Genomic DNA, 18,273 nt, shown 5'->3' on the forward strand with positions numbered 1-18,273 from the left:
TTTATTATCAAAAAACATTTGATATTCGAATTTGCAAAGATAGGGCAAAGTTTTAAACAATTTACTTAATATTTTACATGATAAATCGAAACATTAAACAAATCTTAAATTTTTGGTTATTTGATAGATAATGTCTTTTTATGTGTAAATTTGCTACCCCTAAAATGTAAATATGTTGAATTACGACAGAGTTAAAGAAAAGTTGGAAATCCTTGCAGATGCTGCCAAATATGATGTTTCTTGTTCCTCAAGTGGTGGTAATAGAAAAAACACCAATAAAGGTTTGGGAGATTCTTCGGCGACTGGTATTTGTCATACTTATACCGAAGATGGACGTTGCGTATCACTATTAAAAATTTTGCTAACCAATTTTTGTATTTATGATTGCGCTTATTGCGTTACCCGTAAGAGTAATGATATTGAGCGAGCCGCCTTTACTGTAGACGAAGTTGTCGATTTGACAATGAGTTTTTATCGAAGAAATTATATTGAAGGGCTGTTCTTAAGTTCGGGTATTTTTAAAAATGCTGACTATACCATGGAGCGCCTAGTGAGAGTGGCTAAGAAATTGCGATTGGAACATAATTTTAATGGATATATCCACTTAAAAAGCATTCCAGATGCGAGTGACGATTTAATGCGAGAAGCTGGTTTGTATGCCGATCGTTTAAGTATGAATTTAGAAATCCCTACAGAATCGGGTTTGAAATTATTAGCACCAGACAAAAGTCATCAGCAAATGATAAAGCCGATGACGTTTGTAAAGAATGAGATATTAAATTATAAGGAGGAGAAGAAGATAATTAAATCAACACCCAAATTTGCACCCGCAGGACAAAGCACCCAGCTTATTGTAGGCGCAACACAAGAAACCGACCTTCAAATTATTAAGGTGGCCGATCATTTCTATAATAACTATAATATGAAAAGGGTGTATTATTCTGGCTATGTTCCCGTTTCGAATGATTTGCGTTTGCCTCCTATAGGTTCTCAAGTACCATTGGTGAGAGAAAATAGATTGTACCAAGCCGATTGGTTGATGCGTTTTTATGGTTTTAAAGCTGATGAAATTTTAGCTAATGACAATCCTTTTTTAGATTTAGAAGTCGATCCAAAATTAGGATGGGCATTGCGTAACATCGATAAATTTCCAGTTATTTTACAGAATGCTCCACTAGAAATGATATTGCGTGTACCAGGAATCGGTATGAAATCGGCTTATAAAATTGTACAAGCAAGACGTTTTCAAAACTTGACATTAGAACACATTAAAAAAATGGGTGTCGCTACAAATAGAGCAAAGTTTTTTATTAAGGTGGCAAGTGAAAACAAAAGTCTTCAGTTCCTAGATGCTGTAAATCTAAAAGAATTGATTATCAATGAAACAAAAAGCAAGTTCGAAAATCCTTTTAGTAATCAATTATCACTATTAAATGACGCTACTTTTTTACGATAAAACGATTGAGGGTTTTTTTACAGCAGTTTTTGAAATTTTCGAATACAAATATGAAGACGTAAAAATCGTAGGTGCTGATGAAAATCAAAATGCACTTTTTTCTGAAAACGTAACTTCGATAACAAATCTCGAAAAATCAGATCGAGTGCTTAATCGACTAGAAAAACAACTAGGTAAAGAAGGAGTTAGGCAATTATTGTATGCGTTTTTATCGGAAACAGAGGATGTAGAAAATGTTCTGTTAAGGGTAATTCAATATAGCATTGCGAATCCGAATCAAAATGTTTTAAAGAACTTTTCTAATCCAGATGTTCTACAAGTTTCAAAATTAGTAAAAAGTGTAGGGAGAGAAAAACACCGAATGGAAGCTTTTGTTCGCTTCGAGTTGTTGAAAGACGGAATTTATTTTGCAAAAATTTACCCCGATTTTAATGTGTTGACTTTAATCTTAAGACATTTCAAAAATCGCTATCAAGATCAAAAGTGGCTAATTTATGATTTCAAAAGAGGTTATGGGGTATTTTACGATTTAGAGGTGACCGAAATTGTAACTTTTGATGATGAGGTTCAATTACAATTAAAAAATAACGATAGTCTACTCGATGAGAAGGAGATTGTATATCAAAAGTTATGGGCTGAATATTTTGACCATACAAATATTAAAGAACGAAAAAATATGAAGCTTCACGTACAACATGTGCCCAAACGATATTGGAAATATTTGACCGAAAAAAAAATATTTTAAGCAATAGTTTTAAAAACCGTAATTTTGCACAAAATTTAAGCAGATGATCAAGATTGGCAACATAGAATTACCAGATTTCCCATTATTACTTGCACCTATGGAGGACGTGAGCGATCCGCCATACCGTAGGTTGTGTAAGATGCATGGAGCCGATATGATGTACTCAGAATTTATATCTTCAGAAGGATTGATTCGTGATGCCATAAAGAGCCGCATGAAATTAGATATCTTTGATTACGAACGCCCAGTAGGAATACAGATATTTGGTGGTGATGAGGAAGCTATGGCACTATCGTCTAAAATCGTTTCGACTGTTAATCCTGATATCATTGATATTAATTACGGCTGTCCTGTAAAAAAAGTAGTTTGTAAAGGAGCAGGAGCGGGAGTGCTGAAGGATGTTGACTTAATGATACGATTAACACAAGCTGTTATAGATAGTACTCATCTTCCGGTAACGGTGAAAACTCGTTTAGGTTGGGATGATAACTCTATAAATATTGATGAGGTTGCAGAACGTTTACAAGATATTGGAGTGGCAGCATTGAGTATTCATGCTCGAACTCGCGCTCAAATGTATAAGGGTCATTCAGACTGGTCACACATTGCTCGAGTAAAGAACAATCCGAGAATCACCATGCCGATTTTTGGAAACGGAGATATTGATAGTCCAGAGAAAGCATTAAAATATAAAAATGAATATGGTATAGATGGAATTATGATTGGTCGTGCCGCTATTGGCTATCCTTGGATTTTTAATGAGATCAAACATTATTTTAAAACCGGGGAACATTTGCCAAAACCTACTGTTGCAGATAGAGTAGAAGCTGTACGCAACCACTTAACTTGGGCAATGGAGTGGAAAGGGGAACGACTTGGAATTGTAGAAACGAGACCGCATTATACCAATTATTTTAAAGGAATACACTCTTTTAAGCCATACAAACAAAAACTAGTGACTGAAGACAATCCTTTGGAACTGTTTTCTATTCTTAACGAGATAGAAGAAGCTTACGCTGATTATCAATCTGTTTAATCGATGGATAAGTAATTTTTAATTCCACTAATTATTCTCTTAGGTTTAAATATTTTAGTGGGATTTTTAATTTTAAAGATATAGTTTATCAAAAGTTAGTTTAATTCGATATATCCTTAGAGTTGTTATAAATAGGTAAAAGATTATAATATCCGCAATTTCTCATTACGCATTTGGCCTTTTTTCGTACATTTAGCTATTGCTTTATTAAAACGTTATTTAATAAAGTTCTAGAAAAGAATCGAATAAAAGTTGTGAAATGATGACTATAAAAGCACAATTGTATAGATATTCAGCAATTTTTACAATTGCAGTAAGTGTATTTGTGCTCATAAGTTGGATTTTTGACTTGCCTCAGTTGCAATTTTTATCAAGTGGACTGGGTGTGATGAAATTCAATGCTGCTGTGTGTTTTTGCCTATTAGGTTTTTCATTATTGCTACACGCCAAAGCGAGATATAAAGTTATAACTTCGGTTTTATTACTTGCTGTTTTTCTAATGAGCATCGCCACAGCCACAGAATACTTTTTTTTAATTGACTTAGGTATAGATCATTATTTCGTCAAAGAATTTATAATTAATTTTGATAATGTCCCTTTGGGGAGAATGAGTCTTCAGCTCACTATGCTCATTTTTATATTGAGTATTCTACTGTTTTTTATTCGATTTAAAAAAGTGAACCAACATATTGAGTTTGCACTTTCCTTCTTGATCGTAATTTCAATTGCAATTTTTTTAGATTTTATATTCAACGCAAATGAAACGGGATATCTTCCAACTTTTTCTCAAATTTCGCTATCTACAGTAATTGTTTTTATTGTTTTGTGTTTGGGTACTTTTAGTTCTCCACTAATTTTTTATGATAAATTTTCTTTTCTAAAAAAGCTAAATTTAGGTGTTGGAATTCTTTTAGTCTGCTTTTTACTGCTCTATTATATTTTTAGCAAAACCAATAAGGGTGTTCTAGAGTCAAAAGATGTTATTCAAAATACAGAAGAAATGATTGTAGCATCAGCCACTTTGCTAGCGGTCATTAATGAATCTGAAGTAAATACTTTTCAATATGTTATTTCAGAAGATCCTTCTAACTTAATCGAAAAGGATGCGCCTGTCTTTGTAATGAATAGGATTAAAAAGACCACAGATGGAAACCAAGAGGCGCATAGGAGTATTATGGAATTAGAAAAATTGGTAGTACAGCATGCGCAATTTCGAGAAAATGTAATCAGTACCCGCCAGAGAAAAGGTTTTGAATCCGCCAGAAATCTATTAATTTCAGAACAAGGAAAATTAATTAAGAGTAGGATAAAAGTTTTAGTACATACTATTCAAGAAAATGAATATCATTCTCTCGATGAACGTCGTCTACTCAATATCAATAGAGCTAAGCATTCTGGTGAATTGATTTTATTTTTCGAAATTCTAATTGTTATATCTGTAATTATTTCCTACTTCGTAATTCGGAGAAACTTTAAACTCAAGAGAAAAGCACAGAAGTTATTAGAGAAATCAAATGAGCGCTTCTTTAAAATATTTAATTTTAATCCTATCGCAATGGCGATTACGACGGTAGAAGAAGGTAGATTTATATTTGTAAATGATTTCTACTGCCAAGAAACTGGTCATAAGCGCGAGAACTTAATAGGTAAAGCTTCTGACGATGTCAATATTATTACTACTGCAGAAAAATTAAAAGTTAGAGATAGCATTAAGACGCATGGTGGAGAGGATAAAGATGTCGAAATAAAAATTAATCGAGCAGATGGAGTGGTTATGACTGTGTTGTTCTCTGTTCAAACAATTTTTATTGACAAACAGGACTGTTTCATTTATGCCTTTGTAGATATTACTGATCGCAATAAAACTAGAGAGAAATTAGAGGAAGTAAATAAGGAACTAGATTCATTTACCTATTCTGTATCACATGATTTACGAGCTCCTTTAAGGGCGATTGCTGGTTACACCAAGATTCTACACGAAGATTATGGTGATAAAATAGACGAGGATGGCCGGCATTTTATGGACGTGATCTCCAAAAATGCAATCAAAATGGGGCAATTAATTGACGATCTACTAGCCTTCTCTAGACTAGGTAGGCAAAATATTGTTCTAGTGCCTGTAGATATGGTAAAAATGATCGATTCCTTAATAGAAGATGCAAAGCTATTTTCAAACGGAAAGGAAACACAAATTATCTATAATGATCTTCTGGATCTCAAGGGTGACGGAAGTATGTTGAAGGTAGTTATGACCAACTTATTATCCAATGCGGTTAAATACTCATCAAAAAAGGAAGCCATTACTATTGAAATAGGAAGTTATGCGGAAGAGAATAATATTATTTATTTCGTAAAAGATAACGGAGTTGGCTTTGATATGGCCTATTCAGATAAATTATTTGGTGTTTTTCAAAGACTACACAGCATGGCAGAGTTTGAAGGTACAGGCGTGGGGTTAGCAATTGTTCATAGAATTATAACAAAGCACGGGGGAAAAATATGGGCCGAATCAAAACCAGATGAGGGAGCTACATTTTATTTCTCATTACCTAAATAAATTGTTTAACTTTAAAAAGTAATTATGAACAAAGATGTTAATAATGTTGATATTTTATTAGTAGAAGATAATCCAGATGACGCAGGACTGGTAATTAGGGCACTAAAAAAAAGTAATTTGACAAACAAACTTTTGCACGTACATGACGGTGAACAAGCATTAGATTTTATTTTCTGCAAAGGAAATTATGCAAGTAGAAATATAGAAGACAAACCTAAGTTGATTCTTTTGGATTTAAAGATGCCAAAAGTAGGAGGGATCGAAGTTCTGCGTGCTATAAAAGAAGATAAAAGAACGGTTGCGATACCAGTAGTTATTATGACTTCTTCGAGTGAAGAACGTGATATTGTGGAGAGTTATGAATATGGGACAAATAGTTATATCGTTAAACCAGTAGATTTTGAAAATTTTTCAAAAGCTGTTGTCGAATTAGGGTTTTATTGGTTGCTATTAAATCAAGCCCCTTAATTACCGAGGATTTATAAATTTAAAGAAGTATGAAAATGCTCAGAATATTGTTTCTTGAAGATTCAGCGTACGATGTCGTTCTAGTTGAGTCAGAATTAAAAAATGCCGGTATTGAATTTACTACCAAAGTAGTTGAAACCGAAGTTGATTACCGTCTAGCGCTTGATGAATTTCAGCCAGATTTGATTTTATCAGATCATTCTATGCCTCAATTTAACTCAGTTGTGGCTTTGAGAATTTATAATGAAAAAAAACTCACCATACCTTTTATCTTAGTCACCGGTTCGGTATCAGAAGAATTTGCTGTACAAACCCTATTATCTGGCGCAACTGATTATATTCTTAAATCAAATTTAATCCGATTGCCACTAGCTATTAAAAGTGCGGTAAGCACCTATGAATTAAAAAGAGAGAATGAAATCATCGAAAACGAAATTCGTAGAACAAACGGCTTTCTAAATCAAATTGCTCATTCTCAACCAATCCTACTGTACGTAATAAATGTTGATGATGATTTTCGTACAACATTTATAAGTGATAATGTAGAGAAAATAACAGGATATTCATCGACAGAATTTATAAATGACAAAGATTTGTGGAATAGTAATTTGCATGTAGACGATAAATTAGAAGTAATGCAATTCCTGAAACAAAACCTAAAGTGCACCGACGAAACTATAGAATACCGCTGGAAATGTGCTGACGGAACCTATAAATGGTTTATAGACAATATGGCGACTGTGATAGATGAATTTGGCGTCACTTATATTCATGGTTCGCGTATTGATATCACCAAATTAAAAAATGCCGATCACCGCCAGCTAGTATTTACCAAAGGGATGGATGAGATGCTATTTATGATTTCGCATAAAGTCAGACATTCTATTTCTCAAATATTAGGCTTGTATTATTTAATTGAAGACAAGGCTGTTTGTGATGAAGAAATCAAAAACACAATATCTTATATGAAGGAACCGGCGGAGTCTTTGGATCTTTTTACCAAAGAACTTACAAACTTAATGGATGATTTGCGAATGAAAAATAAAAATTTGAATTAAAAACTACTCTAATAATTTTTCACTTACTCTGCTGCTAGCAATAAGTGAAGCAATAAAACCAAGAACCATTATAGTTCCCATTACAATTGCTACGTTTTCGAGAGAAAAAATTACTGGGTAAGCAAGTGTTGGTGTAATCATAATAAGCTCATAGTGCTGTTGTAATAATACAATCACAATACCCAAAAGTAAGCCAATAAGGCCTCCAAAAAAGCTAAGAAGAGTTCCTTGTAGTAAGAATATTTTGCGCAAACTTTTAATCTCAACACCTAGGTTAAAAAGGGTTTTTAAGTTTCCTTTTTTATCTAGAATCATCATGATCAAAGCACCAATCAAATTAAAAAGCGCTATAATAATCACTAGTGTAAATATCAGGTAAACAGCAATATTCTCAGTGTTTAGCATCTTGTAAAGTGACTCATTTAATTGTGCACGATTTTTTACAGTAATTTTATTTTTAAATATGGTATTTAGCTGTGCGACGATAGCTGCCTCATCTGCACCGCTTTTATTTTTAATTTCGATTCCCGAAATTTGTTTTTTATCATATTCAAGTAAATCTTGCGCTAATCCTAGATCGGAAAAAACATATTTTGAGTCCAAATCTTCACTAATGGCGTAGATTCCAATTGGGTAAATAGTTGTTTTATTAAAGGCATCCTCAGGAGAGTTAATACCTCCGCGTCCTGGTTTAGGGACAAAGACTTCAAGGTTGGTATTAAAGTCTAATAAACCCATCGAAAATTTTTGTGCAAGTCCATAACCTACCACTACTTGTGCAGTATTGTATTCCAACCATTGACCATTATACAACGATTCAATAATAGGATTCACTTTTGTAAATTCCCTATCGACACCTTTCAAGTATGTAACCTCTTGTTTGTCTCCATAAACAAACAAAACGCGTTCTTCTATGACTTTAGAATAAGAAGCAATACCTGCAATTTTCTTAATATTATCTTCTTGCGAGGGAGATACTTCAAATGATTTACCAAGCGTACTGCTAATTTTTAAATCAGGATCAATATTATTGGTAAAAGAAAGGCTAAACTCTTTCAATCCGCTAAAGACCGATAATACCACAAACAAAGCAAGTGCCCCAACAATAATACCCATGCTCGCAATGCGGTTGATAATATTGATGGCGCTATTTTTACTATTGCTACGCAGGTAGCGTTGCGCTATGTAAAGTGGGAAATTCAAATCTTATTGAAAACGTCTTTTTTCTAGTAAATCTCTGTTTTCGATCGGATTTTCTTGATTTTTCATTGCATTATTGATTTTCTCAATATAGTCTAGTGAATCATCTACAAAGAAAACCAAATTCGGCACACGTCTCAATTGCTTGCTCACACGTTGTGCTAAATCATGCTTGATTATTTTGCTATTCGATTTAATTCCTTCTAATATTTCTTGTGCTTTTTCCTGAGGAAAAATACTTAAATATACTGTAGCTACAGATAAATCTGAAGTTACAGCTACTTTTGATACTGAAATAATTAAATTGGTCACTCCATTTTTTCTCACTTCACCTTGCAAGATATCCACCAAATCTTTTTGGATTACCCCACCTATTTTTTTCTGTCTATTTGTTTCCATACTGCAAAAATACTACTTTTAAACATTATATAAGCAAAAATACAAAAAGCTAAAGTAGCAAAGTTTTTTTAGGAGCTATTTCCCGCCCCCGACAATTCGGGTCGCTATTTATTTTTTGCTCTCCGGTACTGTCAGGAGTAGTAAGAAAAGGATGCCGCTACTATCGCGGCTAGAATATAGTGATAGCGGATCATATAGTTTTTGAAACCACAACATAGTTACTTTTATAGAATTTAGACCGAGGATTAACGACTAACTTTTTAAAATTTTAGGATAATCATCATAAAGAAAAACCGTTAGTCAGGAATCCAAAATCGTTAATCATTTTCAACATGCAAAGAAACTCTTTCTCTATTTACGACGCATCTGCAGGCTCAGGTAAAACCTATGCTTTGGTCAAAGAATACCTTAAAATTATTCTAACTGCACCAAAGAATGATGCTTATCGAAATATTTTAGCCATCACCTTTACCAATAAAGCGGTGCACGAGATGAAAACACGTATCGTAGGGAGCTTGTCTGAATTTGCAAAAGAAGAGCCCGCACCAAAGGCAATGAATTTGATGCAGGATATGATTAACGGGAAAAGAAAAGAAACAGCACCTGATGAGTGGCAGGAAGAGCCGCTTGGTTTATCTGTGATTGAAATAAAAATCAAAGCGCAGCATATTATCAAACACATAATTCATAATTATGCGGCATTTGATATTTCGACAATTGACAAATTTACCCACAAAGTTATTCGTGCATTTGCTCATGATCTAAATCTGCCAATGACTTTTGAGGTCACTTTGGATACTGAAAATCTATTGACCGAAGCGGTAGATGCATTAATCGCTCAAGCTGGTGAGGATCCTACTTTGACACAATTGCTAATCGATTTCACAATGGAGAAAACCGATGACGATAAGTCCTGGGATATTTCTCGTGAAATCATGGAAACCGGTAAGCTCGTTCTAAATGAGAATCATCACAATGAGATCTTGCATTTTAAAGATAAAAGTATTGCCGAGTTTGTCGAAATTAAAAAGAAACTCACCATAGTTTGCAATGAAATCGATATAAAAAACAAAGAGTTAGCAGAAGCGCTATTAGGCTTGCTAGATCAAAAAGGTATCGATTTGAAATCATTTTCTCGCGGAACCTTTCCAAATCATTTAGTTAGCATTCGAGACCAGAAATTTAATCCTAGGAATAAAACTTTTCACGAGATTGATGATATAGCGATCAATAAGACTGCCAAAGATCGCGATACAATCGAAGCTATTATTCCAGAATTGCTGCAAGCGCTTGTTGTAATTTATGAGAATTTTGCTAAACGGGATTTTTACAAAGCATTTTTAAAAAATATTACACCACTGTCGTTATTAAATACAGTTAGTAATGAATTAGCCAAAATTCAAGAAGAGCAAAATGTCTTGTCTATTTCTGAATTTAACGCCATTATTCATCGTGAAATTCAGAATCAGCCTGCGCCTTTTATATACGAACGTTTGGGAGAGCGTTACCGTCATTTTTTTATAGATGAATTTCAAGATACGTCAGAGATGCAATGGCAAAACTTGATTCCGCTAATTGACAATGCGCTTGCAGGTCAAGACGATTACGGTGTCAAGGGGACGTTGATGATTGTGGGAGATCCAAAGCAATCAATCTACCGTTGGCGTGGTGGTAAAGCAGAGCAATTTATTGATTTAAGTAAGGACAGTAACCCTTTTAGTAATCCAGATAAAAACTTGGTTCATCTGGATATGAATTACCGCAGTTATTCTGAGGTAATTGGTTTTAACAATGCTTTCTTTAAGATGTTGTCTTCAGAGTTTGTACATCCGGATTATAAGGACTTATATGAAAATCATTCGCATCAAAAAACCAATAATAAAGTAGGGGGTTATGTCAATATTTCTTTCGTCCCAAAAATAGAGGAAAATGAGAGCGATCTCGAAGAACCATTAAGTAAAGATGATTTATATGTAAAAGCGACTTTAGACACCATACAAAAAGTGTTGTCACAAGGTTTTCAATACAAGGATATAGTTATTCTTACTCGAAAACGAAGTCAAGGAATAGCAGTTGCTAATTATTTGACAGAACAAAAAATTCCTTTATTGTCTTCGGAAACGTTGATGATTCAAAATGCTACCGAAGTTCGTTTTATAATTCATTTGTTGCAATACCTCCATAATAATTCTGATGCTGAGGCCAAAGCCAATTTCTTATACTATTTGGCACAGCACAATCAAGACCAACTGCCAACCCACGATTTCATTTTGAAGGGAATGGAATTGAAAGTTGAGCAGGATTTTGAATTATGGTTGGCCACATTCGGAATTTCGCTTTCTTTTCAAAACATTCGAAAAAAATCGTTGTATGAAACTGTTGAGGTTATTTTGTCTAAGTTCCTAAGATCAGATAAACACAGTACATCATCTGCTTATGTACAATATTTTCTGGATATTGTCTTAGAACGCGATGTGCGCAATCAAGCTGGTATTGCAGATTTTTTGAACTTCTGGCAAAAGAACTCAGGCAAATTCAGTATCCCTTCACCAGAGGGAAATAATGCAGTACGCATTATGACTATTCACAAATCAAAAGGGTTGGAATTTCCGGTGGTTATTTTTCCTTTTGCAGAAGAGGATTATGTCAAGAAACCAAAAGATAAATTATGGCTGGATGCAGATGAATCGATATTGGGCTTGCCCAAATTATTAATCGATAATAGTAAGGCAGTCGAAGGTTTTGGAGAAGAAGCAAAAGCAGTATATGATCAAAAAAAGCAGGAGGAATTACTAGATAATATAAATGTTCTTTACGTAGCATTAACCCGTGCAGAAGAGCAGTTGTATGTTATATCGAGTTGTAACTTAACTGCAAGTGGGAGTGTGAAAGAAGATAATATGTCGGCCTTTTTTATTCATTATATTCAGCAAAATGCAGATTTTGATTCAGATAAATTAGAATACGCATGGGGAGATCCCGTTAAGCTGTCGGCTACGCAAGTGCATGTCGATACTTCAAAAACAATCCCAGTGGTACAGCACTTATTAGATTTTAAAAATATAAAAATCGCACAACGCGAAGCATTAATGTGGGGAACATCGCAACAAGAGTCAATTGCATACGGTAATGTCATCCATGAAATTCTATCTCTTATAAAAACAAAGGAAGATATTGAATTTGCAATCACCAAATCAATCGAGGAAGGATTAATTCACTCGGGTCAGAAAGAAATTGTGCAGCACACCTTAGAAGGAATTGTGGAACATGAAGATTTAAAGGTATTTTTTGAAGAAGGTAGTGAGATTATGAATGAGCAGACGATTATTCAAAAAGAAGGTGGTTTAGTCAAGCCTGACCGAATGGTATTGACTGCTAACAAAGAGATTTTCTTATTGGATTACAAGACGGGAGCGCATAATAGTAAGTATCAAAAACAATTAGAAAATTATCAATTTGCTATAGAGAACATGGGATACAAAGTGATGCGCAAGACATTGGTATATATAAGCGATTTTGTAGAAATTCAAAATATATAATACCATAAAATATTATTTTAATAAGTATAATACCGTTAAATAATGAGCGACTTTTATATATTTAATAACAGTTATAGGTTTGAATGTTAGTGTATTAGTTATTGAATCAATAAGTAATGTTGCGATTTTGTAGTAATTTGGTACAACTTAGTGTCAATAATCAACAATATGTGCTTAATACGTGATTTTTATTGACTCTAATAGTGATTTTTAACATTCTGTTTTGTTGTTAATAATTTAGGTGTTACTTTTGCTTTCAATTAACATAATCGTAATTAAAAAAAATAAAATATGAAACATCTTAGCAAATTAGTTGTTGCTGCCTTAATGATGACGGGTCTTTCGTCTCAGGCACAAGACATGAATAACCCATGGGCGATTTCATTTGGAGTAAATGCAGTTGATACAAGAACTTCCGCTGATAGTCCAGCAGGATTTTTTGAAGATCACTTTTCTCAACCTTTTAATGTAAAAGATAACTGGAATATCCTTCCTTCTATCTCTTACATCAATGTGTCTAGATACGTAGGTAGCGGTTTCTCTTTTGGAGTAACTGGATCTGTAAACAAAATCGAAAAATTTGTAGATTATACAGGTGGACAATTCGTTACTTCTGATCCTGGAAGTTTAATGTACTACGGAATTGATGGAGCTGTGAAATACAGTTTTATGGAATTACTTAAATCTAAAGTAATCGATCCTAATATTAATGTAGGTGGAGGTTATACTTTCTTAGGTGATAGTAGCTACGGAACTTTAAACTTAGGAGCAGGAGTTACATTCTGGTTCTCTGATGTTGTAGGTTTCTCTTTAGGAACAACTTATAAAGGTGGAGATATTTTTGGAGGAGACAGAGTTGATGGAGCAGGAGTTCCAGATGCACCAGGTCACTTCATGCATACTGCAGGTCTTACTTTCAAATTTGGAGGAAAAGATACTGACGGAGATGGTGTTTATGACAAAGATGATGCTTGTCCAGATGTAAAAGGATTAAAAGAATTTAATGGTTGTCCTGATACTGACGGAGATGGTATTCCAGATAAAGATGATGCTTGTCCGGAAGTTGCTGGTATTGCTGCATTGAATGGTTGTCCAGATGCTGATGGCGATGGTGTAACTGATGCTGAAGATGCTTGTCCTAACGAAGCTGGTACAAAAGCAATGAAAGGTTGTCCTGATACTGATGGAGATGGAGTTTCTGATAAAGATGACAAATGTCCTAACGAAAAAGGAGCTAAAGAAAACGCTGGATGCCCATGGCCAGATACTGACGGAGATGGTGTTTTAGATAAAGATGATGCTTGTCCTAAAGTTGCTGGTCCAAAAAGTAACGGTGGATGTCCTGAAGTAACTGTTGAAGTTATCAAACAATTAAACGAATATGGTAAAACAATTTTGTTTGATTCAGGAAAATCTTCTTTCAAATCTCAGTCTTATACAGTATTGACTTCAGTTGCAGATATTCTTAAAGAATACCCAAACACTGACTTTATGATTGAAGGTCATACTGATAGTGACGGTAGTAATGCACTAAACCAAACTTTGTCTGAAAACAGAGCTGCGGCAGTAAGATCTTACTTAATAGAAAATGGTATCAACACCGATAGATTGAAATCTGTTGGGTACGGTGAAACTAAACCAATTTCTTCTAACAAAACTGCTAAAGGAAAAGCTGAAAACAGAAGAGTAGAAGTTTCTTTAATCAAGAAATAATATTCCCAAAATATTTTTAGAAAACGCCCCGATTTATCGGGGCGTTTTTTTATTTTTATAAAATGACAAATACTCCTTTTCTAGATAAAATTGCAACTCATTTATTGAGTAAAGACCCAGAACAATTTAATAATACTACAATTGTTTTGCCTAATAAAAGAGCCAAAGTATTTTTATTAGAAGCTTTAAAAAAACAAATAAAAACAAATATCCGTGCACCAAAAATCATCAGTATTGAAGATTTTATTCAGGATATTGCCAGCATTCGCTCCATCGATTCGATTGCTTTATTATTTGAATTTTATGAAGTTTATTTGTCTGTAACCGCAAAACCCCAGCAACAATCATTTGAGCTTTTTGCCAATTGGGGTAAAACGCTTTTGCAAGATTTTAATGAGGTAGATCGTTACCTGCTCGATCCAAAATATGTGCTGTCTTATTTAAAGGATATTGAAGATATTAAAAAATGGGGTATTGAAGTAGAGAATAAAACACAGTTATTAGAAAACTATATTGATTTCTGGAAGCTTCTTCCTAAATATTATAATGCCCTTTACGCACATTTACTTGCAAAAAAAATAGGATACCAAGGACTTATCTACCGTGAAGCAGTAAGTAATTTGCCCAATTTTGCAGATAAAATCAGTAATGATTATTTTCTATTTGCAGGTTTTAATGCCTTGAACGCATCCGAAGAAAAAATAATTCAGGAATTAATTTTTGTTGATAAAGCGGAGATTCTGTGGGACGCTGATCAAACTTTTTTGAACGACCCCTATCATGACGCAGGATTATTTATTCGACGCTTTAAAAAATCATGGAAAAATTATAAGACAAATCCCTTTGAGTGGATTGTCGATGAGTTTTCGCAAACCAAAAACATACAAGTTATTGGTACACCCAAAACGATCGGACAAGCAAAAATTGCTGGAAGTATTATAGAAAAAATTATTGAACAAAACCCAACAGCTTCTCTAGATAGGGTTGCAATAGTACTTGGAGAAGAAAATGTACTAATTCCGTTGTTATATGCTTTGCCTTCTGGTGTGGGAGCGCTGAATATTACTATGGGATATTCGGGTAAGAACAATCCAGCGCAAATTTTAATTGCAAAATTGTTTAAAATGCATACCAATGCGCTGTCTCGTAACGCCAAGAATTATGTGTTTTATTACAAAGATGTACTAGATATATTGACACACCCGCTAGTTGAGCCCTATGCAGGAGCAGCAAAATTGGTGGCAATTATAAATGAAAACAATTATACTTTTATCACCCATCAAAAAGTTATTGAGCTCAATCAAAATCCAACCGGGCTATTTGCGCTACTGTTTCAAAAGTGGGAAAATGGTTCTGTTGCGGTATTAGAATCGGTATCTGAACTGCTAATTGCTATTAAAAATAATTTGAGCAATGACAACGAAGAGGAAAAGATCACAAAGTCATTTGTTTACGCGATATACAAAGTGATCAATAAGCTGATCAACTACTATAGCGCTCATCCCGATATCGACAAGATCGATACACTTCATGCTATTTACAAACAGATTATCGACTTAGCTGAGGTTTCATTTGAAGGGGAACCTTTAAACGGCTTGCAAATTATGGGAGTGTTAGAAAGTCGTGTACTTGATTTTGATACGGTGATTGTGACGTCTATGAATGAAGGGAAATTTCCAGCAGGGAAATCGCAAAATTCCTTTATTCCTTATGATGTCAAGAGAGAGCTTGGGTTGCCGACATTTAAAGAGAAAGACGCCATTTACACCTATCACTTTTATCATTTGTTACAACGTGCCAAAAATGTGTATTTACTTTACAATACCGAAAGCGACGGGCTTGATGCCGGTGAACGAAGCCGTTTTATCACGCAACTCGAAGTCGAGAAGCAAGACAGACACATATTGACTCAAGAGATTTACAATGCAGTCGTTCCCGAGACTGCCTACTCGCCCATGATTGTCGAGAAGTCTCCAAAGGTGATGGAGCGTTTGCAAGAAATTGCTAAAGCTGGTTTTTCTCCGTCGGCATTGACGAGTTATATTCGCAATCCAATGCAGTTTTATTTCCAGAAAATTGTGCGTATTCGTGAAGTAGAAGAGGTCGAAGAAAATATTGCTTTGAATACTTTGGGTACCATTATACACGAAACACTTAAATCGTTGTACGATCCTTTTGTGGGTCGATTTGTGTCTGAGTCAGATATTCTTAATGCCTTTAGGCTTATTGATGCGGAGGTATTGAAGCAATTTAAAATCGTTTATAAGGAGGGCGAAATCAAAAAAGGGCGTAACCTTTTGGCCTTTGAAGTTGCCAAGCGTAATGTTTCCAATTTCTTAAAAGTAGAATTAGAAAGTATCAAAGCAGGTGATGCTATCAAAATTATTGCGCTCGAGACTACTTTTGAGCGTCAATTAACCCATCCGTCATTACCGTTTCCTGTTTTAATTAGAGGAAATGTTGACAGAATCGAAGAAAGATCTGTCAACGGAGCGCCGGCAGTAGTACGAATTATAGATTATAAAACGGGTAAAGTAGAAAAGTCTTCGGTAACCCTTAAATCTTGGAACGGATTAATCGACGATATCAAACACGATAAAATCATTCAAGTTTTAGCGTACGCTTACATGTATGAGCATCACGCAGGTGAAAAAGACATAGAGGTCGGAATTATCTCATTCAAAAATTTAAAATCAGGATTTTTACCTTTTGTGTTTAAAGAAGGAAAAGTTGATAATTACAAAATTGATAAAGTAATCATGGATCAATTTCTAGAGCAGTTGGTCTTACTGTTAGGCGAAATTCTAGATGAAAACATTCCGTTTGAGGAGAAAGTGTGAATATTTTTACCGCAAAGGCGCTAAGTCGCAAGGCAAAATCTTTAATTTAAGTACAGATGCAAATTGTAAGAGAACAGTCGAATCCGTGAAAATCTATATGGGTTTTTACCGCAAAGGCGCTAAGTCGCAAAGGTAAAGTCTTTAATTTAGGTAAAGACGTAAGTCGCAAGAGAACAGTCGAATCTGTTATAATCTATTTGAGGTTTAACCGCAAAGGCGCTAAGTCGCAAGGCAAAATCTTTAATTTAAGTACAGACGCAAATCGCAAGAGAACAATCGAATCCGTGATTATCTGCGGCTATATACAATGTAAACAAAATTAAAGTAAAAAAAAATCCGTGTCATCCGCGTCCCATTTTACCGCAAAGGAAGGCTAGATTTATCAAGATATCTTTAATTTCTCCAATCTGTGTTCGGAAATCATGAAAACTTATACCTTCTTAAAAAACTGCAACAAAACAGCAGTAAGTTCTTCTTGATTCTCGATATAACTCATGTGTCCGTCAGGGAAAGTTACGAGTTTGACTTGAGTATCTTCAATCTGTGTAATAGTGTCGAGGTAGGGCAAAACGGGATCTTTCTCACCTAGAATCAACATTTTCGGGTAAGGAGTTAGATGCAATAACACTTCACGATCTACACGTATTTTCATTCCTTCAAGAGAAGCCACAATACCTTGAAGCGGTGTCCGTAAAGCTTCTTTTTTTACAAAATCAATTTCGTTCAGCAGTCGTTCTCGATTGGCTTCACTGAACAAATTTGCGATAGAGAGCGAAATAAAATTTACATACGACTGTTTTACTGCCTTGATCGCGCGGTCGCGATTGGTTTTGCGCTCATCACTGTCTGCTAAAGATGTAGAGTTGAGCAGCACCAAACCTTTAACCGATTCTGGAAATAATTCGGCGAAAGCCAAAGCCACATAACCGCCCATAGAATGCCCCACAAAAACTGCCTTACGTATGCGTAAATGCGCGAGCACAGCCTGCACCGCATCTGCATTGTCCTCCATCGTGTGCACATAGCCCATGCATTCCGTTTGTCCGTGACCCAGTAAGTCAACAGTGATCACCCGATTTTTTTTAGAAAATTCGGGCACAAAAGCATTCCACATCTTTTTGTTTTCGAGAAAACCGTGTAGCAAAACGATAGCTGTGCCTTTGCCAGAATCTGTAAACGAAATAGAAGTGTTTTTATGCTGAATTTGATTCAAAATATGGAGTTAACGTTAGGTGCAAATTTAAAATTTAATTATTTTTTAA

General features: G+C 34.7%; 12 protein-coding genes. 9 read left to right on the forward strand and 3 right to left on the reverse strand.

The window, feature by feature from the left end:
- The first annotated feature begins 175 nt into the window (after nucleotides 1-175).
- The 6 genes from LXH21_RS06445 to LXH21_RS06470 all read left to right on the forward strand — a co-directional run bounded on the left by LXH21_RS06445 (nucleotide 176) and on the right by LXH21_RS06470 (nucleotide 7,320).
- Nucleotides 176-1,456: a putative DNA modification/repair radical SAM protein gene (locus tag LXH21_RS06445; RefSeq protein ID WP_239863755.1), complete on the forward strand. Its 1,281-nt coding sequence runs from the start codon at nucleotides 176-178 to the stop codon at nucleotides 1,454-1,456.
- Complete coding sequence (locus tag LXH21_RS06450; RefSeq protein WP_239863435.1) at nucleotides 1,434-2,201, forward strand: TIGR03915 family putative DNA repair protein; 768 nt, start codon at nucleotides 1,434-1,436, stop codon at nucleotides 2,199-2,201. The genes LXH21_RS06445 and LXH21_RS06450 overlap by 23 nt, the downstream gene beginning before the upstream one ends.
- A 43-nt stretch (nucleotides 2,202-2,244) precedes the next feature.
- A complete protein-coding gene (gene dusB / locus LXH21_RS06455; RefSeq protein ID WP_239863436.1) occupies nucleotides 2,245-3,237 on the forward strand; it encodes a tRNA dihydrouridine synthase DusB in 993 nt (330 codons plus the stop codon).
- Between the two features lie 259 nt (nucleotides 3,238-3,496).
- Nucleotides 3,497-5,794 carry an ATP-binding protein gene (locus LXH21_RS06460; RefSeq protein ID WP_239863437.1) on the forward strand — a complete coding sequence of 766 codons (2,298 nt, stop codon included), beginning with the start codon at nucleotides 3,497-3,499 and terminating at the stop codon, nucleotides 5,792-5,794.
- Nucleotides 5,795-5,818: 24 nt separating this feature from the next.
- Nucleotides 5,819-6,262 (forward strand): response regulator, encoded by a 444-nt coding sequence (locus LXH21_RS06465; RefSeq protein ID WP_239863438.1) that lies wholly within the window; start codon nucleotides 5,819-5,821, stop codon nucleotides 6,260-6,262.
- A 29-nt stretch (nucleotides 6,263-6,291) separates the two neighbouring features.
- Entirely contained in the window at nucleotides 6,292-7,320 is a 1,029-nt protein-coding gene (locus LXH21_RS06470) for a PAS domain-containing protein (protein WP_239863439.1), read from the forward strand.
- Nucleotides 7,321-7,323: 3 nt separating this feature from the next.
- On the opposite strand, the gene LXH21_RS06475 is transcribed toward LXH21_RS06470, so the two are convergent.
- Nucleotides 7,324-8,523: an ABC transporter permease gene (locus LXH21_RS06475; protein ID WP_239863440.1), complete on the reverse strand. Its 1,200-nt coding sequence runs from the start codon at nucleotides 8,521-8,523 to the stop codon at nucleotides 7,324-7,326.
- Nucleotides 8,524-8,526: 3 nt separating this feature from the next.
- Complete coding sequence (gene rbfA, locus LXH21_RS06480; protein ID WP_239863441.1) at nucleotides 8,527-8,919, reverse strand: 30S ribosome-binding factor RbfA; 393 nt, start codon at nucleotides 8,917-8,919, stop codon at nucleotides 8,527-8,529.
- Between the two features lie 332 nt (nucleotides 8,920-9,251).
- Here rbfA and LXH21_RS06485 point away from each other — a divergent pair, with 332 nt between their 5' ends.
- From LXH21_RS06485 to LXH21_RS06495, 3 genes are all read left to right on the forward strand, one after another.
- Entirely contained in the window at nucleotides 9,252-12,458 is a 3,207-nt protein-coding gene (locus tag LXH21_RS06485; RefSeq protein ID WP_239863442.1) for a UvrD-helicase domain-containing protein, read from the forward strand.
- Nucleotides 12,459-12,749: 291 nt separating this feature from the next.
- On the forward strand, nucleotides 12,750-14,171 hold the full coding sequence (locus tag LXH21_RS06490; RefSeq protein ID WP_239863443.1) for an OmpA family protein: 1,422 nt from the start codon (nucleotides 12,750-12,752) through the stop codon (nucleotides 14,169-14,171).
- A 62-nt stretch (nucleotides 14,172-14,233) separates the two neighbouring features.
- The gene (locus LXH21_RS06495) at nucleotides 14,234-17,011 is read left to right on the forward strand and encodes a PD-(D/E)XK nuclease family protein (protein ID WP_239863444.1); all 2,778 of its coding nucleotides are present in this window, start codon (nucleotides 14,234-14,236) and stop codon (nucleotides 17,009-17,011) included.
- 430 nt (nucleotides 17,012-17,441) lie between these two features.
- Here LXH21_RS06495 and LXH21_RS06500 read toward each other — a convergent pair whose 3' ends face one another.
- Nucleotides 17,442-18,224 carry an alpha/beta fold hydrolase gene (locus LXH21_RS06500; protein ID WP_239863445.1) on the reverse strand — a complete coding sequence of 261 codons (783 nt, stop codon included), beginning with the start codon at nucleotides 18,222-18,224 and terminating at the stop codon, nucleotides 17,442-17,444.
- Between the last annotated feature and the right edge of the window lie 49 nt (nucleotides 18,225-18,273).

This window comes from Flavobacterium algicola (genome assembly GCF_022399565.1).
Taxonomy (GTDB): Bacteria; Bacteroidota; Bacteroidia; order Flavobacteriales; family Flavobacteriaceae; genus Flavobacterium; species Flavobacterium algicola.